Consider the following 25,319-nt stretch of genomic DNA (forward strand, 5'->3'; position numbering starts at 1 on the left):
CTCCGTAAAGGCTCATCCTAGCGGCCGTTGTCCGGCCGCTCAACGTGCATGCGTTGGGGAGGGAGGGAGAGGCGGCTTAGGCGGCCTGCTCCTCGAAGGAGGTGTGGACCCGCCCATCGGGATCGACGATCCGAACGTCGCGGCACCCGTCCTGGATCAGCTCCCTGGCCTTCTTCAGGGCGGCGGCGAGGGACTCCCGCTTGAGGCTGACGACGCCTGCCGTGTCGAAACCGGTGATTTCAAACATTCCGTTCCCTCCAGTTTTGTCGAATCCTACACTTTTCGGGTCTGATGTCTCCTGGCTTTTTTGGATCAGGCGGATGGAACGGAATTGAACCTCTGCCGTCGCAAGTCCATCGCAACGCCCACGTAATCGGCCGGGGTCACAGGACATGCCCCGGCGGCCACGTCGCTAACGTGGAATTAATCCGAAAAGCTCACAATTTTAGACAGTTGTGTAAGGGAGTGCTGCGTAAAGGAGACGTCGAGAGGACGTTCCGGCGACGGCCTCCTTTTTTGCTCGCTCATGAGGTCAATGCGCATGACCACGACATCCGAAACGCTCGGCTTCGCCGAACACCTCGACGCCGCAGCACTTGCGGCCGCCGCATCTGAATCCCAGCCTGAGCGCGAGACCCAGGGCGCTCCAGTACCGCTGAAGCGCTCCAGCCGGAAGTCGGTCCTGGCCTTCGCGGTGTGTGCCTTGGCGATCAACGGCGCCGCGGCCATCTACACCTTGCCCTTTGATCTGCCTTCGCCGGACATCAGCAACCTGGCCGCGCTGTTTCCGCGCCAGCAAGAGTCCGCGCCGAAACCCGATGCTGTTGCCGTCGCCCTGAAGGAAATCCAGTCGGCCCAGCAGCAGCAGGCCGCCGCGCTGCAGGAGATCAGTTCCTCCCTGCAGCAGAACACGGCGCTGCGTCAGGAGGATTCGACGACCCTGATGTCGCTCCGCCAGAGCATCACCGACGAGCGCGGCGATGTGAAGAAGATATCGCCGCAATTGTCGACGCTGATCGCAAAGATCGACACGCTGCAAAACACGATGATGTCTGACGTCACGGCCTCCATCCCGCGCTTGCGCGCGCGCGATCGGCTGTTGCTGCGCAAGCGGATGGTTCGGCAGCCGAAGCCGATCGGGCCGGTTTCGATCGGGCCGGTGTCTGTCGGTGGCGCTCCGCTCAGCGCGCCGGCGACGGTTGCGGGGCCGGAGAGCTGAGGGGCGGGCAGATCGCCTGGGGCGATGTTGCGTGAACCAGCGGGTTCACGCTGAAGCTCGACTTGAATTCGTGGTTGAGAGAGATTTGGCCCGCGCCGGATCGGCGGCGTGACGCTGCCGCCGAAGATGCGACGAAAGTCGTCGAGCGGCGGACTCTCACATGGAGGAACTACTGAGGGATCCGCAAGGCTGACGAGTTAGCACATGCTCGTGCAAGTCTTCGAGCACGTGCCCATTCCAGCATTGATGGTGCTTTTGGGAGTAGGCAAGAAAGACCATAAAACCCACAGCGACCACAACGCATCCGGTGACAAAGTTCTGCATCATGCACTCCAGAGCAAACTGTGAGTGGCTACCGGGGGACATCTTACCGCAGCCAACGGAAACACAAAATCCACCACGTGAAGGCTTCACAGGTGATCGCGACATGGCGCGGCCTCAGCACGACATCGACGAACTCGCGCGCATGGAGCGCAGCTGCCGAGAGCTGGCAGGGCAGGCGGCCATGCTGGAGGAGCGCGCGGGATTGCTGGCGCTGGCAGTCAATTATCGCGGCACCATCCTCGACGCGCAGGCCCGCAATCGGTTTGCAGACACGGAGCAGACACCGCAGACATCAGGGTCTTTCCGGCCGATCGCAACTTTGCCGTAAGTCATTGATATGGCTCGGTGACGCGGCACCTCCGCCGATCCGGATGGCGCGAACTGAAGCCGCCTTGCCGCGACCGGGTTGATTTGCTTAAAACGCACGCAACTCCCTTCCCGACCGGCACGGGGCCGGCCTTGGATTGCCATGACATTCTTTTGGGGCGCGGTCGGCTACATCTTCGGGGCCTTTGCTCCCGGCTATCTGATCGTCCGCGCGTTTCGCATCGAGCGGCTGCTGCCGCCGCTGGCCGGCCCGTTCGCCCTGAGCGTGATCGCGAGCGGCGTCATGGTCGAAACCGCGGTCTGGTTCGGCGTCTACACGACGGCCGTCGCCCGCGTGGTTGCCGGCGCCGTGGTGGCCGCGGCATTGGCAACCCTGATCCAGGACAGCAGGCTCGCCTTCGATAGGGTTGCCGCGGGGGCACGCGCGTCCTGGCGCGGGCTTTGCAATGCCGTGAAGCCGCCCGGCGGCCGCCTGCAGCCGTTGCCGCTTGTGAGCTGTCTGGCCGCCGTTCTGGTTTTCCTCTACACGCTAAGCCTGTTGACGGCCTCGTTCGGATCGATCCTGGTCGGCTACGATCCGGTCGCACAGTGGAATTTGTGGGCGCTGGACTGGGCGGCCAACCGGCTGCCGAACCGGATTTACCACTACCCCCAGCTTATCCCACAGCTGTGGTCGGTTCCTTATGTCTTGATGGGCGACTCGACCGTCGAGTTCTTCTCTTCCTCGTTCAAGTTCGTGTTCTGGCTGCTGACGTTCGAGACGCTGGCTTTCGTCGCGGTCCGCTCGCGCGATTTCGTTCTGCTGCTGAGCATTCCGATCGCGTTTGTCCTGATGCGGTGGGGCATCGGCGGCACATCCGTGCAGGATTTCATCGATGTCCCGGTCGCGTTCTTTGCTCTGCTCAGCACGGTCACTATTCTGCTGTTCGCTTCGTCGTACGAGCGGCCGCGCGCGATTGCGCTGGCCTTGCTGCTGGCCAGCGGCGCGGCCATGACCAAGCAGGTCGGCCTCTACATGATCGGCGCCGTGCCGCTGCTTTGCCTGTGCTGGACCTATGAGGAAAAGCGGCGACTGGCGCCCGTGTTCATGGAAGGTCGCGCCCTGACCTGGCGGACGGCGCTGGCCATTGCGCTGTGCGCCCCGATCTACGTCTATGCCTTCGTGACCATCCGCAATGGCAGCAACAGCTCGGAACTCGGCTACCTGTTCGAGGGCATCTATGAGAACCGCAGCCAGCTGACGCGCGCCATCGACGCCATTGCCTTTGTTTACGCGTTGCTCGGCTTTAGCAAGTTCGCGGTGATCGGGATTGGATTGGCGGGCTTCATTGCCCTCAATGTCGCAGTGTTGTTCAATGCGCGCTATCGCTGGATCCTGCTCGCCGTCAATATTCCGTTCAGCACTTTATGGGCGGTGTATTTCAGCTATGACCGGCGCAATCTCGCGCTGGCGCTGCCGCTGTACGCGCTGACGTCCAGCGCCGGCGCGGGCGTGCTGCTGCGGCGCTTCGCGAGCGCGCGGGAGCGCCCCCTGTCTTGTCTTGCATCAGAACCACAGTCCCCGGCGGCAAAGCGCGGTTACGCAAGTCGACACGGTCTGGCTGCAAGTCTTGTCGCGGTCGCGTTGGCCCTGGTCATTGGCGCCAGCATGACCTTCACCGCCGAACGGATGCGCCAGCGGCAAAACGCGATCGAGCTGCGAATGCTGGCGGCGGAAGAACCCGGGCCGGTCGAGCCGATGCTGTCTTTCATGCAGCAGCTTGGTCCGCGCCTGATGATCTTCTCCGAATGGCGCTGGGCCTGCGCCTTTCATTTCAACCGCGGCTCCGAGAAATGTCTGAGGATCACTCCGGATGATTTTTTCCGTGCGTCGCCGGCCCCGTTGGCCGCACACCCAGACCGGCCGATTCTGCTGATCCTGTATCCGGCCACGGTCACGACAGATCGGGAACGCTGGATGCGTGACGCGGGCTTTGTCGAAAAGCCTGTCGGCGCCGCTGCCGGTGTCCGGTGCTTCGTTCGCTCAGGCCAAACTTGAAGCACGGTACAGATGTCTGACACTTCCTCTTTCCCGGATGTGCGCATTCGCCAGTCGACCAGAACTCTACTCATCCTTATCTTGCCGTCGCTTTACCCGGCGGCGACGCTGCTCTATTCGTCGTGGCAGGCCGTGTGGGGTCTTCCGGTCGATCCGGAATCGGCCTACACGATGAACGGCCTCGTGGCGGCCGCCGGATACGGCTCGATGAAGTTCGACCATCCGGGAACGACGACGACCCTGCTGGTCGAGATGATCATCAGGGTGTGGGGCCTGATGTCGCGGGCCGGGGACATCGTCGCGTTCGGGCTCAAGCATTACGATGCGATCACATGGGCAGCGCGAACCAGCGAGGCGCTGGTGCTTGCCGGCGCGCTGCTCGCAGGCGGGCTCATTGTCGGACGGACGACGCAGAGCGCGATCGCTGCGATGCTGTTTCAGGCCGGCGCGTTCGTGCATCCCGAAGCGTTTCACCTCCAGACGATGCTCGCTCCGGAAAGCCTGTTGGCGGCGATCGCGCTGTTCGGGATCGCGATCGTGATCAAGACTGCGCTCAACGAGAAGCCGCCGGCAACCGGCCTCGGTGTCGTCGCGGGGGTGATCTTCGCGTTGGGATTCTCGACCAAATATCTTTATCTCCCGCAGGCCCTTTTCGCCGTGTGCCTGCTCGGAAACCGGCGCGCGTTCGTTGCCGCCGCCATTTCCGGTGCCGTCGGCTTTATCGGCTTCAATCTGATCTTCAATCCGGGAACGATCACGCGCGGCTTCGGATGGCTGGCGCAGATCGCCACGCATAAGGGACAGTATGGCGAGGGCGAGCGCGGGTTCATCGACTTCGCATCGTTCTGGTCGAACATGGCCGAGATCATCAAAGCCGCGCCGTTTGTGTTCGGGGTCTACATGGCGGCCGCGGGCACGGCGCTGGCCTGGTGCGTCAGGACCCGGAGCTGGCGCGATCCGCTCAGCCTGACGCTCGGCGCCGCCGCATTGATCTATGCTGCGCACCTTGTGGCGACGTCGAAGCATTTTGCGCTTCACTACATGCTGGTCCCGTGGGTCCAGGCCGGGGGTGTGCTGGTGCTGATCCTGGTGCAACTCAGGCGGCTGGTGCCGACGCTGCGGTCGATCGTGCCGAGCCTGCTGGCGGGCTGCCTGTGCGCCGTCACAATCGTGATGACGCTGATCGAGGTCAGCTCTCTTGCGCGGCAATGGTCGGCCCTGAACGCGGTCGGGGCGAGGCTCTCGAAGGCCGTCCTCGCGGCCGGACCCGCCTGCGCCAATGTTTCCGGCATGTTCGTGCGCGCGCCGGAGAACGACATGAACCACGGCTGGGACATGACCTTGCAGCTCTGGGGCGACCAGGCGATGCGAGAGAGGTTTTCGGCGGCCTACGCCAGCGCCTTCACAGTGCCGCTGCTGGACCACAACACCTATACGCACGTCCTCAAGAACAACTTCCGTCCCGAGAGCTACGCGAAGCTCGCGGCGGACTATCCCTGTATCGTCGTCCGCTCGGCCACGGCACTCGACGACGAGAATGCGATCGGGCTCCTGTCGCTCCATCCCGACCATTGCGTGATCGAGGGGATCCACATCTACACGGTCGGGCTCGCCTGCGCGAAGGTGCGCGGCAGCTTTGAAGCGCAGCGGTGAGGGGGCGAGGCCTGCCACAATCGAGCCCCGCTGTGACGCTCGGAGTCAAATTATCAATAGCGATTTCAGCTTGGTGAGCGCGCTGGGGCTCGAACCCAGGACCCCGTGATTAAAAGTCACGTGCTCTACCGGCTGAGCTACGCGCTCCCATGGCCGCTGATGGCTGCGAGATCGCCATCCTCTTCGGACATTCGAGAAGCATGTCTTGCCGCTGCGCTTCAGTTTGCGTCGCGGGGAAAACCGGCTGTTTCCGGATCATGCCTTCGGCCCGCGCTGTGTAGGGGGATGAGGCGCTGAGGTCAATAGCGGGAGTGGCTGCCGAAACTCGCGGCAGAAGCGGGGTTTTTGTTGCCGCTTCCAGCGCTTAGGCCGGGGTTTTGAACCTGTTTGGCGGGTGTCATTTCCGCTGCGTCGCACCAGGCCTGCTCCGGTGGAGCGGCAATGTCATTGAACATGGCCTGCTGCTGCTCGAACTGTCCGCCGGCGTTGACCCTGGACGCGGCCCTGCCTTCACCAGCCTTGATCTCGAACGATCAGTTGCGGCATTCCATCTTCTCGATGCTTGGCCCCGGCTTGGCGACGTTGCTGGCGCGCTTACCGGATCACCTCGTCCCGCGCGGCGCGGCAGGACCGGGAAAATGGCATACCTAGACGGTTTGGTCATTTTGACTTATTGAACAAATCAAAGTCGGAAAGCTGCTGCCAGATGGCCAATATTGACCCAATCCGTCGTGCCGAAATCGGCCGCGAGAAACGAGCAAGAACTCGGGCGCAGCTCATTGCTGCCGCGAACGCGCTCTTCGCCCGGCAGGCTGTGGAGTCGATCACGGTTGACGATGTCGTGCGGGAAGCGGACGTTGCAAAGGGAACGTTCTACGTTCACTTCAAGGACCTGAGCGAGTTGACCGCAGCGGTCGCCGACGAGTTGGTCTCCGCCATAGACGACCTGCTGCAGCCAGTCCGGCTTTCCATCGACGAGCCGACGCTGCGCATCGCCTACGGCTGTAGCTGCTTCCTCGATCGGGCACTTGCCGATGCCCGCTGGGCTGCCGTGACGGCTCGAATGGCCATAGCCGCGACGAATGTCGGCGAGGTCGCCCGTCGGCGCCTGCTCGAAGACATCAAGCAGCATGTGAAACGCCTGCCTGGGACCAGCTCCATCAGCTCCGAACTCGGTCTGGAAGTCGTGGTCGGCATCCTGCTCCAGGTGCTCGGTGCAATCGCCGAAGGCCGCTTGACTTCGCGTCACCGCGAAGGCGCGATTGCGGCAATTCTGCGTGCGATCGATGCCGACGCACGTCAGATCGAATTCGCGCTGGCGCACCTGCCGAAGCTGTCGCAAGGCACGGAGAAGCTCAAGGGGAGGGCGAAGGGCCGGGTTAGCCGTGCGTCAACGGCCTAGAATTGCGGGATGCTCAAGGCCCGACGATTTCGGTGAGCTGCTCTCCGAGATTGATCCTGCCGTCGCGGCTGAGAATGCGTGCGCTGATCCGATCCCCCGGCTTGAGGTACTGCGGCCTTCGCGCCTGGGCGGCGAGAAATAGCTTCCAGAACTTCCGGTCGGGCAGCAACTGAACCAGCTTGCGAATCGGCGGAGGCGGGATACGAAGCGCGCAGCCGCTCGGTGTGCCGGTCAACAACACATCGCCGGGAGCGATATTGGCGAAGGTGGAGAGCTCGGAAATGGTCTCGGCCGGTTTGAACACCAGGTTGGCGGTGGTGTCGCGCTGCCGTGGAGCCCCATTGACGTCCAGCTCGAGGGCGAGCTGGTCGATCACGGGAAACTCCTCTCTTTCCAGAACGGTCAACCACGGTCCGATCGGGCAGAACCCACGGTAGCTCTTGCCTTTGAAAAATTGCGTTTGCGGCAACTGCACGTCACGTGCGCTGAGGTCGTTGGCGATGGTGATCGCGAACACATAGTCGGCAAGCGTCTCGCGCGTGACCGTGATGGCAGACGTGATCGGGCGGCGGAAGACCAGCGCGAGCTCGATCTCGTAGTCCAAGAGCTTGACGTGCGCCGGCCGGAGCACCGCATCGCCGGCGGAGCAAACCGAGGAGTCGGCCTTGGTGAAGAACATGTTGAACGGTTTGGAATCGGGATCCATGCCGGACTCGATCATGTGCTGACGGTAGTTCGCACCCTGGCAATAGAGCCGGGCCGGTGTGGTCACCGGCGACAGAATCTCAACCGACGCAAGGGCGATCCGCGTGGTCCGGCCAGAGGCTTCGCGCCAGTCCGCTTCGCCTCGCTCGATCAGAGCGGCAGTGTTCGGATAGTCGCCCGACAGTGGCGCGATCTGCGTCCCCGTCACCACGCCCCAGCGGGGACCAGCACCTGTTTCGAAACGTACCAGATTGGTTGCCATGGCTTCCTCCGTCTCACGGGCTGTCGCAGAGCTTCCGAATTCCGGTGTGGGTACAGACGGTTGTCGGACCTCGTCCGGTGACGACAGTCTCATATTGACGATTTAGTCGTTTTGACTATCATGTCTAAAAATAATTGTCGATCCTGTCGACGCGGTGGCGAGGGAGCTCATGGTTGTGGAAAGCATGGCGGCGCGGGTGCCGCTGCGGGATGTCGAAGTTGCGATCGTCGGCGCAGGGCCGGTCGGGCTGATGGTCGCCAATCTGCTCGGGGCTGCCGGGATACAGGTTGCTGTCCTCGAGGCCAATCGAGGCCTGCTCGGATTGCCGCGAGCCATCGCCTATGACGCGGAGACGCTTCGGCTGTTCGCGCTGATCGGGCTGCTCGGAGACATTGAGCCGGGGCTTATCAAGAACCCTCATGTCCGCCATCTCAATTCCCGAGGTCGCATCTTGCTGCAGGCGGACATGCCGGCCCAAGGACCTTACGGCCAGTCGTCGCTCGGCACGTTCTACCAGCCAGATTTCGAGCGGGTCCTGCTCAGGGGGCTGGAACGGTTCGAGACGGTGAGGGTGCTGTTCGGCCATCAAGTCACCAGCCTGTTGCAGGGGGATGAGGAAGCCGTGCTGTCGATCACGACACGCAGTGGACCGGCCAGCTTGCGCGCGAAGTTCGTGGTCGGCTGCGATGGCGGGACGAGCCGGATGCGCGATCTGCTCGGGGCCAAGCTGGTCGGCTCGACCTACGCGCAGCGGTGGTTGGTCGTTGATGCCGTCGTCAGGGGACATCAGGTCAACCAGATCAGCTTCTACTGCGATCCAAGCCGCCCGCGCGTCGAACTGCCGGCCGTTGGCGAGCGTGTCCGGTGGGAATTCATGCAGCTACCGGGCGAGACCGAGGAAGAGCTGAAGAACGATGACCTGATCACCAAGCTGATCGTGGAGAGCACGCGATATCGCGAGGTCGAGATCGAGCGCAAGGCCGTGTATACCTTTCACGCGCGCGTTGCCGACCGTTGGCGCAACGGCCGCGGTTTTCTCGCCGGTGACGCAGCCCATCTGATGCCGCCCTTCGCCGGACAAGGCATGAACGGGGGCATGAAAGATGCCGTCAATCTCGCGTGGAAGCTCTCTTCCGTTCTCAAGGGATTCGCAAAGGAGGCGATCCTCGACAGCTATCAGCTGGAACGCGCGCCAGTTGTGCGCAAGATGGTGGAGGTGTCGCGCAGGCTCGGCGCCATCATCATGCCGACCAACCGTGTAGCAGCCGCCTTCCGCGACGCAGTATTGGCCTGCCTGAATATGTCGCGTGCGTTCCGCGCCTTCATCGGCCGCGGTGGCGTAGTGCCGCCGCCGGCGATCGGCCGCAGCCTGCTGACCGCAACCGGGAGCGATGGCTTGGTCGGGCAGATGATGCTGCAACCCACCGTCGCGACGCTGGAAGGCTCGTTCCCGCTCGATACCTTCCAGGCTTGTCATCAATGGATGGTGCTCGGCGTCGGCGTTGACCCGATCACGATGCTCTCGGCGCGGGATCGTAGCATTCTTCGTGTGCTGGGCGTCCGCTCAGTCTGCATCAATGGTCGCAGAGAGTGGCCGCAGACGCTCGAATTGCAATGCAATGACGCCGCGTTCGACACGTGGCTCAAGCGCCATGCAGTGCGCGCTGTTCTCGTTCGGCCTGATCGCTTCATCGCGAGCCGGCTCAATATGAGGGCAAGCGATCTGCAGGTTCTCACCGCGTTCGAGCAGTCGCTCGATGTCGCCGCGCCAATCGCGGCCTGAGCCAAGGAGGCAAATATGTCTAACGGTGTGCTCAAGAGCGGTCCCGGCGCCATCGCGTTGCCACGCAGTGCGTCGCCTCTCGTCAAGGCCAAGCAGCTTCTCTACGCACATTTCGAGCGCCCCGATCTCGATATGACCGAGCGATACCTCGTCGACTTCGGCCTGGTTCAAGCGATGAGGAGCGAGAACGAGCTGTTCATGCGGGGAACGGGGACGGCGCCCTACATCTACCGCGTCACGCGCGGACGCAATGCGCGCTTCCTTGGCATGGGCCTGTCGGTGCCGAACGCCGAGGACCTCGAGCTGTTGGCCCGCAGATTCGGCAGCCGCGTCGAACGGGCGCCAGGGCCGGGCAGCGGCGCGGTCGTCCACCTGCGCGATCCCGACGGCGTCGCGGTCCACGTTCACCACGGCTTTGTGGAGAGCGAGCCGCTGGTGGTCCGTGCCCAGATCCTGCACAACGCGCCGAGCCTGACCGTTCGCGTCAATGACACGCAGCGACCGAAGTTGGAGCCGCCACAGGTGACCAAGCTCGGGCACCTCGTCCTGGAGACCCCGGATTTCAACCGCAGCGTACGTTGGTACATGGACACATTCGGTTTCATTCCGTCGGATGTGATGTGCCTTGCCGACGGCACGCCGGTGGGATCGTTCACCCGCCTCGACCGAGGAAGCGAGCCGACCGACCATCATACGGTCTTCATTGCCATGGGAATGGAATCCAAGGTCGATCACGTCGCATTTGAGGTCGTCGATCTGGACGCCGTAGAAATGGGCCAGCAAGTGCTGATGGCAAAGCCCTACCGGCACGCCTGGGGCGTGGGCCGCCACCTGTTGGGGAGCCAGATTTTCGACTATTGGCGCGATCCCTGGGGGCAGAAGCACGAGCATTATGCCGACGGGGATCTGTTCGACGCCGCGCAGCCGCCGGGATACCACCTGATGGACCGCGGCGGTCTCTATCAATGGGGACCGGATCTGCCCGATGACTTCATCGATGCCCGCATGACGCCGGCGCGGCTCTGGCGGGTCCTGAAGTTGTCCATCAAGGACAAGGCGCGGGTGAAGCTGCTGTTGGCACTGAAGAACAGCATGGCGCGCCCGGGCCGTCAGTGGCAACGCTGAGCCGCCATCGGCTCCCTCCTCACGACTGCAACGAAGGTGTCCCATGCCGGTGCGAGATCTTGCTGACATTCAGAGAATAGAGGTCGAGCACCTCGCGACGCGGCGCTTGCCACAGACGACCTATGAGGTCTTCAGGGCCGGCGCTCAGCGGTGGCCCGACCGCAAGGCGCTGACCTTCTTTCTGTCCGCAGACGACTATCAGCGCGCCTCGACATGGAGCTATGCAGAGCTGCTGGCGGAAATCACCCGGGCCGCGAACGCGTTTCAGGCTTTTGGCGTCGACGCTGACCACCCGGTCGCGTATGTGCTGCCGAACCTGCCGGAAACGCACTTCACGATCTGGGGCGGCGAGGCCGCGGGCGTGGTGCTTGCGGTCAATCCTCTGCTTGCGCCGGACCTGGTCGTCGAGATCCTTCGCGCCGCCAAGGTGCGGGTGCTGGTGACACTCGCGCCGGCGGCGGGCGCCGAGCTATGGAGCAAGCTTTCGCCTCGTCTTTCGACGCTGTCCGAGCTGCGAGTGGTCGCGCTGGTCGACGCGATGACCTATCGCGAAGGAGGCGTCGGTGCGTCGACGGCCGCCGCCGCCCCGGTCTTGCCGAATGCCGACTTCAAGGTCGTGGATTTCCGCGCGGCGATGCTGGCGCAACCTGCCGATCACCTGGTCGTGCCGCGGACGATCACGGACCATTCGGTCTCGTCCTATTTCTGCACCGGTGGCACGACGGGCGCGCCGAAGATTGCGGTGCGCACGCACGGCAATGAAGTCTTCGATGCCTGGGCCGCGGCGCAAGTGTTCGGCGCGTTCGAAGAGCCGCGGACATATTTTTGCGGCCTGCCGCTGTTTCACGTCAACGCCCAGCTCGTGACCGGTCTGTTGCCATGGATGCAGGGTCAGCATGTGCTCCTTGCAACGCCCGAGGGCTACCGCAGCAAGAACCTGATCGCGCGCTTCTGGGAGATTGCCGCCCATCACCGTATCGCGACGTTTTCCGGCGTGCCGACCGTCTACGCCGCCCTGCTCGAGGTGCCGGTCGGCGACAACGACGTGTCCAGCCTCGAATATGCGATCTGCGGCGCCGCGCCGATGCCGGCCAAGCTGATCGAGTCGTTCGAGGCCAAGACCGGTCTCAAGATCGTTGAGGGCTATGGGCTGACAGAGGGGACTTGCATCTCCTGCCTCAACCCACCCGAGGGCAAGCGCCTCGCCGGATCGATAGGCCTTCGCCTGCCATACCAGCAGATGCGCGTCGTCATCCTCGACGATGTCGGAAGCTTTGTCCGAATGGCGGACGTCGACGAGATCGGAACGATCGCCATCAGCGGTCCCAACGTGTTTGTGGGCTATCTCGATCCGCAGCAGAACAAGGACCTTTGGATCGATATCGAGGGAAGGCGCTGGCTCAACACCGGCGACCTCGGACGTCAGGATGACCGGGGATATTTCTGGCTTGCTGGCCGGCGCAAGGAGCTGATCATCCGAGGAGGGCACAACATCGATCCGAAGCTGATCGAGGATGCGCTGTCCAAACACCCCGCGGTCGCGATGGCTGCCGCTGTCGGCAGCCCCGACCCGTATGCGGGCGAGGTCCCAGTCGCCTATGTACAGCTCAAGCCGGGCGTTGTCGTCGAGGACAACGAACTGATGGATTTTGCGGCGGCTCACGTTCCCGAGCGGGCGGCGATCCCCAAGCACGTGAAGATCGTGCCGTCGCTGCCGGTGACCGGGATCGGCAAGGTCTTCAAGCCGGCCCTTCAGCAACGTGAGATCGAGGCTGCTGTTCGCGGCGAGGCACAGAACGTCGGGTCAACCATCATCGGGATGGCTCTTGAAAGTAGCCCCCGAGTGGGAAGGGTGATGCGCGTCCGCGCCGGTGTGGGGGCCGCGGCCCTTCGTGCAAGGCTGGAGCTTTATGCCTTCAAGTTCGAAGTGGTCGATTGGTAAATGGTCGCAACAACTCAAATCATCCCAAGCTGCGAGCCGGCGCCAGCGAGTTCCCGCGCAGTCTTGCTGTGTCTGGGGCCATCGGCGCAGGGCCGCCTGCAAATCCAGCGAGTTCTCCGCCGAAAGCCGAGATCTGATGAGGTCGAGGTCGCGGTGACGGCTGCGTCGGTCAATCCCATCGACGTGCGACGCGCGCAGGGATACGGCCGGCGGCTGCTATCGCTGCTCGGTGCCGGCAAGTTTCCCATGGTGCTCGGTAACGATTTAGCGGGCGTCGTCACGGCCGTTGGGAGCGGGGTCAGCGCCTTCAGGCTTGGCGATCGCGTGTACGGCACGAAGCCACCGTCGACTGATGGCACCCATGCGAGCCATGTGCTGGTCAAGGCTGCGCATCTCCTGCCGGCTCCGCCGGAGGGTGACCTTCAGGCGCTCGCAGCGCTTCCCTACAGCTTCGTCACCATGTGGCTTGCCGTCCGTGGTTCCGGACTGACGCCGCAGAACGCTCGCGGAAAAAGCGTGCTCGTCCTCGGGGCCGCCGGCGGCCTTGGGACGCTGGCGCTGCAGATGTTGTCCACCTGGGGAGCCACGGTTGCGGCCATCGCACGGCCGCAGGATTTCCCGGCCTGCCGGGAAGCGGGCGCCCGTGTCGTGATCGACAGCACGGGCAAGCCGTTCGCATCACTACCGCGAACTTTCGATGCGACGCTTAATTTCGCGTCTTGGGAACTCGATCGGCTGCTGCTCGGCTGCCTTCACGACGGTGCGTTCGGCCATGCCACAACGGTGCATCCGCTCCTCGGCAATTTCGATGAACTCGGCTGGGTACGCGGCGCGCTCAAGACGATGTCCGACAAGCGGAGCCACCGCGCGCCTTGCCGAAGCGCGTGCAAAACTACCACTGGACAATCTTCAAGCCCGAAGCGGCTGCGTTGGCCGAGCTGGGAAAACTGGTCGAGCAGCGGCGCATCTTTCTCCCGATTGGCCCGCGAGTGCCCCTGACGGACGCTGCACAAGGGTTCGATCACGTTAAGGCCGGCAGGCGAGGACGGGTGCTGATCCTGTCGGACTCGTGACGCCCCCTGGCATGTCTCTTAAGCGTCGGGCCACGGGCGCCGATCCACCCCGTCAGTTCGCCTCTCGCCGTACCTCGCTCGGCACGGCCTGCGCGTTGCCGGGCCCCGGCAGGGCGACGGGGCGGAGGCCGATCAGCTCGGCGGTGCGGATCGCGCTGTCGCGCCAGAACTGGAACGAGTTGATGCGGCTGAGCTCGAGGATCGCGATGGCAACCGCGGCCAGGAACGGCAGGCTCTGCAGCACCAGGACTCCGGCGAAGATATAGATCTCGGTGATCTGCCGGAAAGAATTGGAGGCGATCAGCACGCCGGCGCCGACCAGAAGCAGGACGCCGATCACGGCCTCCCAGAACGCCTGGAACTCGATCGACATCCTGGAGAGGCCACCCTTGGAGGTGCGCGCGAACGCAATGTGTTCGGTGATCAGGCCCTGCGCGACTGCGCGCGACACCGTCCATTGCACGCTCATCGCGGCGATCATGGCGCCCAGCATCTGGCCGGGCTTGATCGCGACGCGGGCGCGATACATCGACAGGAAGTGCGCGAGCGAGACGATGAAGGCGCCGATGATCGGCAGCGTCAGGATCTTGTCGGGAATGGCGATGTCGGCGAAGGCGACGATCGGCACCCAGACGAGGTTGAGCAGCGCCACGACCACGCCGAGGCTTTCGGCTCCCAGCCAGTTGAGCCAGCCAAGGCCGTATTCGCGCTTCTGGTCGGGCGTCAGCCGGCTCCGTCCGGGCAGGAACTGCCGCCAGTGCTTCTTCACGATCTGCAGGCCGCCATAGGCCCAGCGGTGACGCTGCTTCTTGAAGGCCTCGTAGGTGTCGGGCAGCAGCCCCTTGCCGTAGCGATAATTGGTGTAGTGGGTGGTCCAGCCGAGCTCCTGGATCGCCAAGCCGAGATCGGAGTCCTCGCAGATCGTGTCGGATGACCAGCCGCCGGCCATGTCCATCGCGGCGCGGCGAATCAGGCACATCGTGCCGTGCACGATGACGGCGTTGAGCTCGTTGCGCTGGACCATGCCGATGTCGAAGAAGCCGGCATATTCGCCGTTCATGATGTAGTGCATGATCGAGAGGTCGCCGTCGCGATGCTCCTGCGGCGCCTGCACCAGGCCCACGCGCGGATCGGCGAAGGCGGGCACGAGGTCCTTGAGCCAGTCGGGCTCGACGACATAGTCGGCATCGAGGATGCCGATGATCTCGGCGTCAACGGCGGTGCGGTCCATGGCGATGCGCAGCGCGCCGGCCTTGAAGCCCTGCACCTTCTCGGCGTTGATGAACTTGAAGCGCTCACCGAGCGCGCGGCAATGATCCTGGATCGGCTGCCAGAACGCCGGGTCCGGCGTGTTGTTGATGATCACGACGCATTCGTAGTTCGGATAGTCGAGCCGCGACAGCGCATCTAGCGTCTGCTTGAGCATCTCGACCGGCTCGTAATACGCAGGGATATGGATCGAGACCTTCGGATAGTAATTCTCCGGCACGTTCTCGATCGCCTTGCCCTTGGTGAGCAGCCGCTGCGGCGGCCGTCCGAAGGCGACGGCCGCGATCTCGTCGATGCGGGCCATCGCGATGAGGACGAGAGGAACGAGGAGAATCATGCCGAGCGTCAGCGCGAAGGCCGAGCCGAAGATGAAATAATGGCCGTTCCAGAATGCGAACACGGTCGCCGCCCAGGCGCCGACGCCGTTGGCCGTGGCCGACAGCAGGAAAGCCTGTTTTGCGGTCGGCTGCTCCAGCCGCAGGATCGGCAACGACATCAGGATGCCGACCAGCAGCGCGATCGTCATCAGCTTCCAATAATCAGGGTTTTCGACCGGGCCGGTCCAGGCGAATTTCGGCTCGCGGCTGGCGTTGAGGATGCCCCAGTACGGACCGACGCCGCCTTCAAAATATTTCCAGGGCTGATCGATCGCTTCGACGATGTTGTATTCCATGCCCATGGCTTCGGCACGGCTGACGAAGTTGCGCAGCGTCAGCGCCTGCTGGAACGGACCCGGGTCGGCGTTGCGCAAATTGTAGCCCGCGCTCGGCCAGCCGAACTCGGCGATCACGATGCGTTTGCCCGGGAACAAATTGCGTAAAAGGTTGTAGCGGTCGACGGCCTGATCGACCGCCTGGTCCGAACGGAAGTTCTCCCAATAGGGCAGCACGTGCGCGGCGATGAAATCGACGTTGGAGGCAAGGTCGGGATTGTCGCGCCAGATGTTCCAGATCTCGCCGGTGGTGACGGGCACGCGAACCGCGCTCTTCACCTTCTTGATCATCTCGATGAGGTCTTCGACCTTCTGCTCACCGCGGTAGATCACCTCGTTGCCGACGACGACGCCGTTGACGTTGCTGTTCTTGCGCGCGAGCTCGATCGCGGCCTTGATCTCGCGCTCGTTACGGTCAGGGTCCTTGTCGATCCACGCGCCGACCGTGACCTTGAGGCCGAACTCGGCGGCGATCGGCGGCACCAGCTCCACACCGCCCGTCGACGAATAGAGGCGGATTGCGCGCGTCATCGTCGACAGCGTCTTCAGGTCTGAGCGGATTTTCTCGATGGTCGGAATGTTGTCGATATCAGGATGGGCCGAGCCCTCGAACGGCGCGTAGGAGACGCTCGGCAACAGGCCCTTGAAATCAGGCGCGGGTTCCCGGTCGCGCAGGACTCCCCAGATGCCGGCGTGAAGGACGGACACGAGCAACAGAACGGCGGCGACAACGCGCATCGCGGCTAAACCAATAGGGGCTGAAATGGCAGGGCTGCGGATCCGACCCCGAGATCCGACCGAGTCCGCGGCAAAGGGAGCATACCTCTGCCGCGCGGTTTCTCAACTGTCATGGCCTCATGTCCTTATGAGGGCATGGCCTTTTGGGAGCGGCAGTGCCAACCCCAGCTATCGCCGATCGTTCCTGAACGACAGGTGAAACGATCGCGGCTATTTCTGGGGCGCGGGCGAGGGGCTTGCCGCAGGTGCCGGGCTGGCGGGCGGCTGGGGTGGCTGCGAATTGCCGGTCGTGGGCACCGGAGGCTGGGAGGCTGCAGCCGCCGCCTGCTGCGGCTGGGCGGCTGGATTGATCCAGCAGGCATGGACGCGGCTGTCCAGGGTCTCGGCGACCTTGGGATCGATCTGGGCGCCGAAGCGGGTCAGGCAGCGGAACGCAGCCTGGATGTGGCCGCCGGGGCAGCCGAAGCGATCGTAAAGGTCGAGATGGCGGAACGCGGTATCGAGGTCATCCCGCCACATCAGCCGCACCACACGCCGGCCGAGCCAGACGCATTCGGGATTGCCGGCCGGCCCGTTGATGGCCTGGGCGGCCTCGGCGAATTCGTCGGTGCGGCGCTGGTTCTGGGCGGTGGCGTCCTTGGCGGCGTCGGCAGGCTGGGCAGCGGCCTTGCCCTGGTCGGGGGCGGGCGTCCCGCTCTGGGCGGAGGCACCGTCGAGGCCGGCCAGAAGGACAAGGGAGGAAACGGCCAACGAGGCGGCGAACTGCCGCAGGACCGCATTTCGTAACTCGAACACCCGTCGCCGCATGAATTCCCCAATGTCTCAGCCGTCCGCCCGCGGGAGGACCTCGCGGACGCCGGTCGTGATGGCGTCCAAATGGGTCTCCAATGCGGCGGAAAAGTCCCGCGAAATCCATTGGCCTGTATTTGGATTTTTGTCCAGCAAAGTCACGATCCTAGGGAATGGTCGAACCGCCGCAGCCTAATTCGTCGGGGAGAGGGCGCGTGCGGCCCCGGTCCCCCCTTGGCAGACGGCGTGCGAGCGGGTAATCGACGGGCCCTTCGCGGAGGACGGAACAAATTTCACTTCGTACGCCACTGGCGCTCCTGCTCGTCTCACTGGGTGCGATTGCTGCCGTGTGGTGGTGGCTTGCCACGCCGATCACGCTCGCGCGCGCCCCCATCGATCCCAATGACAAGGTCCAATGCGTCTCCTATGCGCCGTTCCGCGGCGAGCAGACGCCGTTGAACGCGTGGACTCAGATCGAGGCCGACCAGATCGAGCAGGATCTGCGCCAGCTCAAGGAGATCACCGACTGCGTCCGCACCTACTCCATTGAAAACGGGCTCGACCAGGTGCCGGCGGTTGCGACCAAGGTCGGCGGGCTGAAGGTGATCCAGGGCATCTGGCTCGGCAGCAACCGTGCCAAGAACTTTGCGCAGGTGGCGACCGCGGTCCGCCTCACCAAGGAATTCCCCGACACCATCTCCGCGCTCGTCGTCGGCAACGAGGTGTTGCTGCGCGGCGAGATGACGACGCAGGATCTCATCGCGATCATCCGCTCGGTGAAGGCCCAGGTCACCGTGCCCGTGACCTATGCCGACGTCTGGGAATACTGGCTGAAGAACCGCGAGGTCTATGACGCCGTCGACTTCGTCACCATTCACATCCTGCCTTACTGGGAGGACATGCCGGTGAAGGCGAAATTCGCCTCGTCTCATGTCGAGGCGATCCGCGAGCGGATGGCGGTGGCGTTCCCTGACAAGGAAATCCTGATCGGTGAAACCGGCTGGCCGAGCGAGGGCCGCATGCGCGAAGGCGCGCTGCCGTCGCGCACCAACCAGGCGCGCGTCGTCTCGGAGATTCTGGCGCTTGCGAAGACGCTGAAGTTTCGCGTCAATCTCATCGAGGCTTATGACCAGCCATGGAAGCGGCGGCTGGAAGGCACCGTCGGCGGCTATTGGGGTCTGCTCGATTCCGTGCGGCGCCAGCTGAAATATCCGCCGGGCGAGCCGATCAGCAATTTCCCCCTCTGGAAATGGTACATGGGGTCAGGCATGGGCCTCAGCGTGCTGGTGTTCGCGGTCGCCCTCATCACGCTGCGGCGCCGGCCCTGGACGCCGCGCTTCTCGGCCTGGCTCGCCGTCGGCATCTCGGCGACATCGGCGGGCATCCTGCTCGGGATCGCCGCTGACAAGATGTATTACGAGAGCTATGGCTGGGGTGGCTGGCTGCAATGGGGCGCGCTGCTGCTCGCCGGCATCCTCTCGCCGATCTTCTGCGCGCAAGCGCTTGTGATCGGTCGCAATCTGCCGAGCTTCCTCGACCTGCTCGGGCCGCGCGAGGGACGCAAATGGTCGAAGCTTTCGGCCGTGCTCGGCCTGACCCTGGCGGTGACGGCGGTAATCGCGGCCGAGACCGCGCTCGGCTTCGTGTTCGATCCGCGCTACCGCGACTTCCCCTATGCCTCGCTGACGATGGCGGTGGTGCCGTTCGCGCTCTTGATGTTGAACCGGCCGCAGATCGGCGCGCGGCCGATCGCGGAAGCGGTGTTCGCGGGGCTATTGGCGGTGTCGGCGGTCTACGTGCTTCTGAACGAAGGTCGCGACAATTGGCAGGCGATGTGGACCTGCGCGATCTATCTCTTGTTCGCGCTCACGCTGTGGCGGGCGCGGGCCGAGCAAAGCCAAGGATGAGCAGGCCGATTGCAAGGCCCGACAGCACGATGTTGTAGAGCACGATGCCGAGGCCGGCTGCGACGACGCCGAGCGTGAGCAGCACGATCGAAGGCCGCATCAGGTTCAGCGTGGCGATCACAAGCGCGACGATGCCGAACACCGAGTTCTTGAACAGCGACGTCGACACCGAGCGCGCCTTGCAGATCATGGTCTGCAGGCCGGCGTCGCATGCGAGCGCGACTTGCGAGAACTCGATCGCGAGATAGCGCACATAGAGCGCCCAGCCGACGGTGACGAACCCGACGACGATGAGAAACTGGACCTGATAGGGCGTGAGGCGAAACGGCTTCTTTGTCATGCCGGCAATATGGTCGGGATGGCGGGAGGGAGCAACAGGGGGCGGGCGATTTTTACACCGGGGGCATCCCTCGGGTCGCTGGCTTTTTGCTGCACTCCGCGCCTCGGAACCGTAGCGATACGGATTTGCGAAAGTTTCGACCCGGCCTAACGTTCGACGTGAACGCGCCGAGCGTGACTGCTGATTCGATCAGGAGCGGATCACCTCGTTTCAGAGCGCGCTGAGGAGGACGCGAGAGGATTGGCGATGACTGAAGCGTTGCAGATCAATTTTGCGCTGTGGGGCATGATCATCTGTGCGGTGATCAAGATCAGCCAGCTGACGGCCTTTTAGCCGAACGCGTCGCTCACGCGACGCTGAGCTCCGGCTCATCAATCAAGCGTCCTGATAGCCCTATCGCCTGAAGAAGGATGATATCGTCGATCCCGCCGACGCCGTCTCCGGTGGCTTGGCTGCGGCCGGCGCTGGTTGCGGCGCGGGCGCCGGCTCCTCGCGCTTTGAGCGTTTGGAGGAGTAGCTGCGGCGATGCTTGTCGGGCTTGGCGGTCGGCGCGGCCGCGGGGGCCGTCTCGGCTTGCGGCACGGAGTCTTGCGCCTTCTCGGAGTTCTTCTCCGATCCCTTGTCCTGGGATTTCTCTTGGGATTTCTCTTGGGATTTGTCTTGGGATTTCTCTTGGGACTTTTCTTGGGATTTGTCCGAGCCTCCGCGCATCGACAGGCGCTGGCCGTCGAACACCGTGGTCTCGCAATGGCGGTCGCTTTCGGCAAGGCCCGCACAGAGCTTTGCCGCGGCGGCGGCGTTGATCAGGGGACCTGCACCGAGGCGGAGCTGCATGCCGAGGCCGTTCGTGCCTTCCTTGATCATGATGATGGGCCGGAGTGCGGCGAGCTCGGGGTTGGACTTGCTCAGCCCGCGCCAGAGCCTGCGCAAGCCGTCGACCGAATTCGCACCGCCGAGCTCGATGGCAAAGCGCGTCTGCTGAACTGCGATGGCGGGGACCTCGACTTCTGTCGCTTCAGCTGGCTTGGCTGCTGCGACTTCGGTCGGAGCTGGCGCCGGCTCGGGCTTCTTGTCGGCGGCCTTCTCGGTTGGCTCCGGCTGGATCAGTTTCGACGCGGCAGGATCGGGCGGTGCCATGATCGACTTCGATGGCAGCAGCGGAAGCATCGGCGCTGCCGATGGCGTTACCGGCGCCTGCTGAACCAGCGAGGCGGCAACCGCTGTCTGCGGCGACGGGCTCGGCTGATCCTTCGCAGCCTCTTTCGAGCTGTCCTTGCTCGAACTGTCCTTGCTCGCGACGTCCTTGGGCTCCTTGGCGGACGTGACGCGCGGCCTGTCGACCAGCGAGGCGGCCGTCGAGGCAACCGGTGCGACCTCCGGCGCCGGGGCCGGGGGCTGTGCAGGGGCGACGGGAACGTCCTGCGGCTTCGAGGCTGGCGCTGGCTGCGATGTCGCGTTCTGCTTGGCGATGGCGCCTGTGACGGAATCGAGCCCCTGCTCGAGCACCGTGACGCGCGAATAGAGCCGGTCGCGATCGGTGTTCAGCGTCTCGATCGCGGAGGCGAAGCGGCGGGCTTCGAGCTGGATTTGCTTGGTCAGCACCTGAATCTGGTCGGACTGGCGGGCGAGGTCGGCGGAGGCGACCTGGTCGCGCCGCCAGCCGAGCTGGGCCTGGTTGGCCATCACGGCGACCACGACGGCGCCGACCGCGGCGACGCCCCACGAGCCCAGCCGCCACAGCAAACGACGATCGAACGCGCCTTCCTCGGCCAAAAGTCCGGAGAACAGCCCGCCGGTCTCCTTGTCGCCGAAGGCATCCGCCAGTGGGTCGGAATCCCTTGCCATGAACGTTAAGTGCCCAGCCCTGTCTGGCTTCCCCGAATCAATCAAGGAACATTAACAGGAAAACCCACGCGCACTTGAATTCCGGGCGTTTGCGGGGGTAGCAAGGCTGAAAGCCCAGGCGGCTTCGGCGTGCCGCCCGCCGATGTGATGATCGATTCGGCCGTATTTGACAGGATTGCGATGACCATCCGCTCAAGCCTCACGATCGTGCTCGCCGCCGGCGAGGGCACGCGCATGCGATCGAACCTGCCGAAAGTGCTGCATTCCGTCGCTCACCAGTCGTTACTCGCCCATGTGCTTGGCGCCGCTCCGCAGGGAACCGGCACAGCGCTTGCGGTCGTGATCGGCCCCGATCATCAGGCGGTCGCGGACGAGGCCAAGCGTATCCGCCCCGATGCGCTCATCTTCGTGCAGGCCGAGCGGCTCGGCACGGCGCATGCGGTGCTGGCGGCGCGAAAGGCGATTGCGCGCGGCGTGGATGACGTCCTGATCGCCTTCGGTGATACGCCACTGATCTCGGCCGAGACCTTTGCGCGGCTGCGCGCGCCGCTTGCCGGCGGGGCCGCGATCGCCGCGCTCGGCTTCCGCGCCAAGGATCCAACAGGCTACGGACGCTTCATCGTCGAGGGCAATCGCCTGGTGGCGATCCGCGAGCATGCCGATGCCAGCAATGATGAGCGCAAGATCGATCTGTGCAATGCCGGGGTGATGGCGATCGACGGCCGCCGCGCGCTCGCGATCCTCGACAGAATAGGCAATGCGAATTCCAAGGGCGAGTATTATCTACCCGATGCGGTCGGCGTGGCCAACGACAATGGATGGGAGTCCGTCGTGATCGAAACCAGCGAGGACGAAGTGCGCGGCATCAACACCAAGGCCCAGCTTGCGGAAGCGGAGGGCGTGATGCAGACGCGGCTGCGCAAGGCAGCGATGGATGCGGGCGTGACCCTGATCGCCCCCGAAACTGTCTTTCTCGCCGCCGACACCGTGTTCGGCAAGGACGTCACCATCGAGCCGTTCGTGGTGATCGGCCCCGGCGTCTCGATCGCCGACGGCACCGTGATCCATTCCTTCTCGCATATCGTCGAGACCACGCTCGGCAAGAAGGTTTCGGTCGGGCCCTATGCGCGGCTCAGGCCCGGCACGTCGCTCGGCGACGGCGCGCGGATCGGCAATTTCGTGGAGACCAAGGCGGCGACGCTCGAGGCCGGCGTCAAGGTCAACCATCTCTCCTACATTGGCGATGCCACCGTCGGCGCGAATTCCAACATCGGCGCCGGCACCATCACCTGCAACTATGATGGCTTCAAGAAGCACAAGACGGTGATCGGACAGGGCGCCTTCGTCGGCACCAATTCCTCGCTGGTCGCCCCGGTCAAGATCGGCAACGGCGCCTATATCGGCTCGGGTTCTGTGATCACCAAAGATGTGCCTGACGATGCGATGGCGCTCGAGCGCAGCCAGCAGACCATCAGGGAAGGCGGCGCGGCGCGCTATCGCGAGATGAAGAGCGGCGGGAAGAAGGCTGAAAAATAAGATGCGTTATTCGTCGTCTGCGAATTCGGAGAAGATCGCGCGCGTCAGGCGCCAGCCGCGCGGCTTGGCGCGCTTGATCGGCTCGCCTTCAGGATGCTTGATGAAGACAGGCTTGCTTTCCTTGCCGCGCTGGGGCGGCGGCCAATGCGCTAGGTGCGTGCCGGAGGTCTCACTGGCACGAATATACAGCGATGACCGACCTTTGCGGTCGGACGTGGTGGCTTTCATGGCCTGATCTCCTGGGCGGGAATCGTTGGCCAAACTTGTTGACGTCGGGTTAATGCGCGAGGTTAAAAGCTGGTCACATCGATACGGGACCCGGGATTGCCGTCAGCGGACGCTTGTCGCAATCGGTCATAATTATTGAGTATCTGGTTCCTTAGGAACTTGGCTAAAAATCGGACGCGTCGTTTAGGCGATTTTTCGACGATTTGGGGGATATTGATCCGCATGTGCGGGATTGTCGGCATTCTCGGGCGCGAGCCGGTTGCGGAGCAATTGGTGGATTCGCTCAAACGTCTCGAATATCGCGGCTACGATTCCGCGGGCGTCGCCACGCTCGAAGGCAAGCACCTCGCGCGCCGCCGCGCCGAGGGCAAGCTGAAGAACCTGGAGAAGCGGCTGGAAGCTGAGCCGCTTCTGGGCACCACCGGCATCGGTCACACCCGCTGGGCCACCCACGGCAAGCCGACCGTCAACAACGCCCATCCGCATGCGACCGATCGCGTCGCGGTCGTGCATAACGGCATCATCGAGAATTTCCGCGAGCTGCGCGAGGAACTCGAGACGAAGGGCACGGTGTTCCACACCGAGACCGACACCGAGATCGTGCTGCACCTCGTCGACGATCTCCTGACGCGCGGCAGCAAGCCGGTGGAAGCAGTCAAGCTGACGCTGGCGCGCTTGCGCGGCGCCTTCGCGCTCGGCTTCATCTTCGCCGGCGACGACGACCTCATGATCGGCGCCCGCAACGGGCCGCCGCTCGCGATCGGCTATGGCGACGGCGAGATGTATCTTGGCTCGGATGCGATCGCGCTCGGCCCGTTCACCGACACGATCAGCTATCTCGAGGATGGCGACTGGGTGGTGCTGACCCGCAAGAGCGCCACGATCTTCGACAAGGACGGCAAGGCCGTCGAACGCGACAAGATCAAGCACGCCGCCTCGACCTCGCTGGTCGACAAGGCCAACTACCGCCATTTCATGGCGAAGGAGATCCACGAGCAGCCGGAAGTGGTCGGCCACACGCTGGCGCGCTATGTCGACATGGCGACCGAGCGCGTCTCGCTGCCGGTCAAGCTGCCGTTCGACTTCAAGGATATCCAGCGCATCAACATCACGGCCTGCGGCACCGCGAGCTATGCCGGCATCGTCGCCAAATACTGGTTCGAGCGCTTTGCGCGCCTGCCGGTCGAGGTCGATGTCGCCTCCGAGTTCCGCTACCGCGAAGCGCCGCTGCGCAAAGGCGATCTAGCGATCTTCATCTCGCAATCCGGCGAGACCGCCGACACGTTGGCGGCGCTGCGCTACGCCAAGGCAGAGGGCGCGCACACCATCGGCGTTGTCAACGTGCCGACCTCGACCATCGCGCGCGAGAGCGAGACCGTGCTGCAGACGCTGGCCGGCCCCGAGATCGGCGTCGCCTCGACCAAGGCGTTCACCTGCCAGCTCATGGTGCTGGCAAACCTCGCCATTGCCGCGGGCAAAGCGCGCGGCGTATTGTCCGATGAGGACGAAACCAAGCTCGTTCACGGTCTCGTCGAGATCCCGCGTCTGATGTCGGATGCGCTCACCAATGAGGTTCAGATCGAGAAGCTCGCGCACCGGATCGCAAAATCCCGGGACGTGCTCTATCTCGGTCGGGGCACCAGCTTCCCGCTGGCGCTCGAAGGCGCGCTGAAACTGAAGGAAATCTCCTACATCCACGCCGAAGGCTATGCCGCCGGTGAGCTCAAGCACGGCCCGATCGCGCTGATCGACGAGACCATGCCTGTTGTCGTGATCGCGCCCTACGATCGCGTGTTCGAGAAGACCGTCTCCAACATGCAGGAGGTCGCCGCCCGCGGCGGCAACATCATCCTGATGACGGACGCCAAGGGGGCGGCGGAAGCGACGGTGAATTCGCTCGTCACCATCGTCTTGCCCGACATGGCCGCGGCCTTCACCCCGATGGTCTACGCCGTTCCGGTCCAGCTGCTGGCCTATCATACGGCTGTGGTGATGGGCACCGACGTCGATCAGCCGCGCAACCTCGCGAAATCGGTGACCGTGGAATAGGCAGAAGGGATCACGTCGCACTCTTCCAAAACCTGCTAGAAGCCCCTAGCTTG

Annotated in this window: 21 protein-coding genes and 1 tRNA gene; 14 read left to right on the plus strand and 8 right to left on the minus strand. The window is 63.9% G+C overall.

All coding sequences use genetic code 11. The features are described from left to right. Positions 1-76: 76 nt before the first annotated feature. Positions 77-247: a hypothetical protein gene (locus ACNJX9_RS21065; RefSeq protein ID WP_167354010.1), complete on the minus strand. Its 171-nt coding sequence runs from the start codon at positions 245-247 to the stop codon at positions 77-79. Positions 248-541: 294 nt separating this feature from the next. Here ACNJX9_RS21065 and ACNJX9_RS21070 point away from each other — a divergent pair, with 294 nt between their 5' ends. The 5 genes from ACNJX9_RS21070 (at position 542) to ACNJX9_RS21090 (ending at position 5,561) form a co-directional block, all read left to right on the plus strand. Continuing rightward, positions 542-1,219 carry a hypothetical protein gene (locus tag ACNJX9_RS21070; RefSeq protein WP_439404023.1) on the plus strand — a complete coding sequence of 226 codons (678 nt, stop codon included), beginning with the start codon at positions 542-544 and terminating at the stop codon, positions 1,217-1,219. A 204-nt stretch (positions 1,220-1,423) separates the two neighbouring features. Beyond that, positions 1,424-1,567, plus strand: a complete 144-nt coding sequence (locus tag ACNJX9_RS21075; protein ID WP_439404024.1) for a hypothetical protein — start codon at positions 1,424-1,426, stop codon at positions 1,565-1,567. A 79-nt stretch (positions 1,568-1,646) separates the two neighbouring features. After that, entirely contained in the window at positions 1,647-1,871 is a 225-nt protein-coding gene (locus tag ACNJX9_RS21080; RefSeq protein ID WP_439404025.1) for a hypothetical protein, read from the plus strand. A gap of 282 nt (positions 1,872-2,153) precedes the next feature. Then, positions 2,154-3,908 (plus strand): hypothetical protein, encoded by a 1,755-nt coding sequence (locus tag ACNJX9_RS21085; RefSeq protein ID WP_439404026.1) that lies wholly within the window; start codon positions 2,154-2,156, stop codon positions 3,906-3,908. A gap of 12 nt (positions 3,909-3,920) precedes the next feature. Continuing rightward, positions 3,921-5,561, plus strand: a complete 1,641-nt coding sequence (locus ACNJX9_RS21090) for a hypothetical protein (RefSeq protein ID WP_439404027.1) — start codon at positions 3,921-3,923, stop codon at positions 5,559-5,561. 71 nt (positions 5,562-5,632) lie between these two features. On the opposite strand, the gene ACNJX9_RS21095 is transcribed toward ACNJX9_RS21090, so the two are convergent. After that, positions 5,633-5,708 (minus strand) — tRNA-Lys (locus ACNJX9_RS21095). A 294-nt stretch (positions 5,709-6,002) separates the two neighbouring features. Here ACNJX9_RS21095 and ACNJX9_RS21100 point away from each other — a divergent pair. Next, on the plus strand, positions 6,003-6,212 hold the full coding sequence (locus tag ACNJX9_RS21100) for a hypothetical protein (RefSeq protein WP_439404028.1): 210 nt from the start codon (positions 6,003-6,005) through the stop codon (positions 6,210-6,212). A gap of 55 nt (positions 6,213-6,267) precedes the next feature. Next, positions 6,268-6,963 (plus strand): TetR/AcrR family transcriptional regulator, encoded by a 696-nt coding sequence (locus tag ACNJX9_RS21105; RefSeq protein WP_439404029.1) that lies wholly within the window; start codon positions 6,268-6,270, stop codon positions 6,961-6,963. A 13-nt stretch (positions 6,964-6,976) separates the two neighbouring features. Here the strand turns inward: ACNJX9_RS21105 and ACNJX9_RS21110 are convergent, their stop codons facing one another. Continuing rightward, positions 6,977-7,930: a fumarylacetoacetate hydrolase family protein gene (locus ACNJX9_RS21110; RefSeq protein WP_439404030.1), complete on the minus strand. Its 954-nt coding sequence runs from the start codon at positions 7,928-7,930 to the stop codon at positions 6,977-6,979. Positions 7,931-8,099: 169 nt separating this feature from the next. Here ACNJX9_RS21110 and ACNJX9_RS21115 point away from each other — a divergent pair, with 169 nt between their 5' ends. Genes ACNJX9_RS21115 through ACNJX9_RS21130 form a run of 4 tightly spaced genes read left to right on the plus strand, consistent with a single transcriptional unit; the run spans position 8,100 to position 13,779 of the window. Further along, positions 8,100-9,713, plus strand: a complete 1,614-nt coding sequence (locus ACNJX9_RS21115; RefSeq protein WP_439404031.1) for a bifunctional 3-(3-hydroxy-phenyl)propionate/3-hydroxycinnamic acid hydroxylase — start codon at positions 8,100-8,102, stop codon at positions 9,711-9,713. Between the two features lie 15 nt (positions 9,714-9,728). Beyond that, complete coding sequence (locus tag ACNJX9_RS21120; RefSeq protein WP_439404032.1) at positions 9,729-10,838, plus strand: VOC family protein; 1,110 nt, start codon at positions 9,729-9,731, stop codon at positions 10,836-10,838. 43 nt (positions 10,839-10,881) lie between these two features. Next, on the plus strand, positions 10,882-12,780 hold the full coding sequence (locus ACNJX9_RS21125) for an acyl-CoA synthetase (protein ID WP_439404033.1): 1,899 nt from the start codon (positions 10,882-10,884) through the stop codon (positions 12,778-12,780). Beyond that, positions 12,781-13,779 carry an alcohol dehydrogenase catalytic domain-containing protein gene (locus ACNJX9_RS21130; protein ID WP_439404034.1) on the plus strand — a complete coding sequence of 333 codons (999 nt, stop codon included), beginning with the start codon at positions 12,781-12,783 and terminating at the stop codon, positions 13,777-13,779. A 126-nt stretch (positions 13,780-13,905) separates the two neighbouring features. Here the strand turns inward: ACNJX9_RS21130 and ACNJX9_RS21135 are convergent, their stop codons facing one another. Together ACNJX9_RS21135 and ACNJX9_RS21140 are read right to left on the minus strand one after the other, a co-directional pair. Next, positions 13,906-16,572: a glycosyltransferase gene (locus ACNJX9_RS21135; protein ID WP_439404035.1), complete on the minus strand. Its 2,667-nt coding sequence runs from the start codon at positions 16,570-16,572 to the stop codon at positions 13,906-13,908. Positions 16,573-16,782: 210 nt separating this feature from the next. Then, entirely contained in the window at positions 16,783-17,379 is a 597-nt protein-coding gene (locus ACNJX9_RS21140; protein WP_057755430.1) for a hypothetical protein, read from the minus strand. A 329-nt stretch (positions 17,380-17,708) separates the two neighbouring features. On the opposite strand from ACNJX9_RS21140, the gene ACNJX9_RS21145 reads away from it, so the two are divergent. Beyond that, positions 17,709-19,268 carry a glycoside hydrolase family 17 protein gene (locus tag ACNJX9_RS21145; protein ID WP_057755425.1) on the plus strand — a complete coding sequence of 520 codons (1,560 nt, stop codon included), beginning with the start codon at positions 17,709-17,711 and terminating at the stop codon, positions 19,266-19,268. Here ACNJX9_RS21145 and ACNJX9_RS21150 read toward each other — a convergent pair. Then, positions 19,228-19,608, minus strand: a complete 381-nt coding sequence (locus ACNJX9_RS21150; RefSeq protein ID WP_027534560.1) for a hypothetical protein — start codon at positions 19,606-19,608, stop codon at positions 19,228-19,230. The genes ACNJX9_RS21145 and ACNJX9_RS21150 overlap by 41 nt on opposite strands. 393 nt (positions 19,609-20,001) lie before the next feature. Beyond that, positions 20,002-21,453: a hypothetical protein gene (locus ACNJX9_RS21155; protein ID WP_439404036.1), complete on the minus strand. Its 1,452-nt coding sequence runs from the start codon at positions 21,451-21,453 to the stop codon at positions 20,002-20,004. Positions 21,454-21,633: 180 nt separating this feature from the next. Between ACNJX9_RS21155 and glmU the strand changes: the two genes are divergently transcribed. Then, entirely contained in the window at positions 21,634-22,989 is a 1,356-nt protein-coding gene (gene glmU, locus ACNJX9_RS21160) for a bifunctional UDP-N-acetylglucosamine diphosphorylase/glucosamine-1-phosphate N-acetyltransferase GlmU (RefSeq protein WP_057756700.1), read from the plus strand. A gap of 6 nt (positions 22,990-22,995) precedes the next feature. On the opposite strand, the gene ACNJX9_RS21165 is transcribed toward glmU, so the two are convergent. Then, positions 22,996-23,217 carry a hypothetical protein gene (locus ACNJX9_RS21165; protein WP_057755420.1) on the minus strand — a complete coding sequence of 74 codons (222 nt, stop codon included), beginning with the start codon at positions 23,215-23,217 and terminating at the stop codon, positions 22,996-22,998. Between the two features lie 222 nt (positions 23,218-23,439). On the opposite strand from ACNJX9_RS21165, the gene glmS reads away from it, so the two are divergent. Continuing rightward, complete coding sequence (glmS, locus tag ACNJX9_RS21170; RefSeq protein ID WP_439404037.1) at positions 23,440-25,266, plus strand: glutamine--fructose-6-phosphate transaminase (isomerizing); 1,827 nt, start codon at positions 23,440-23,442, stop codon at positions 25,264-25,266. The last annotated feature ends 53 nt before the right edge of the window (positions 25,267-25,319 follow it).

This window comes from Bradyrhizobium sp. BLXBL-03, from assembly GCF_051853015.1.
GTDB lineage: Bacteria > Pseudomonadota > Alphaproteobacteria > Rhizobiales > Xanthobacteraceae > Bradyrhizobium > Bradyrhizobium manausense.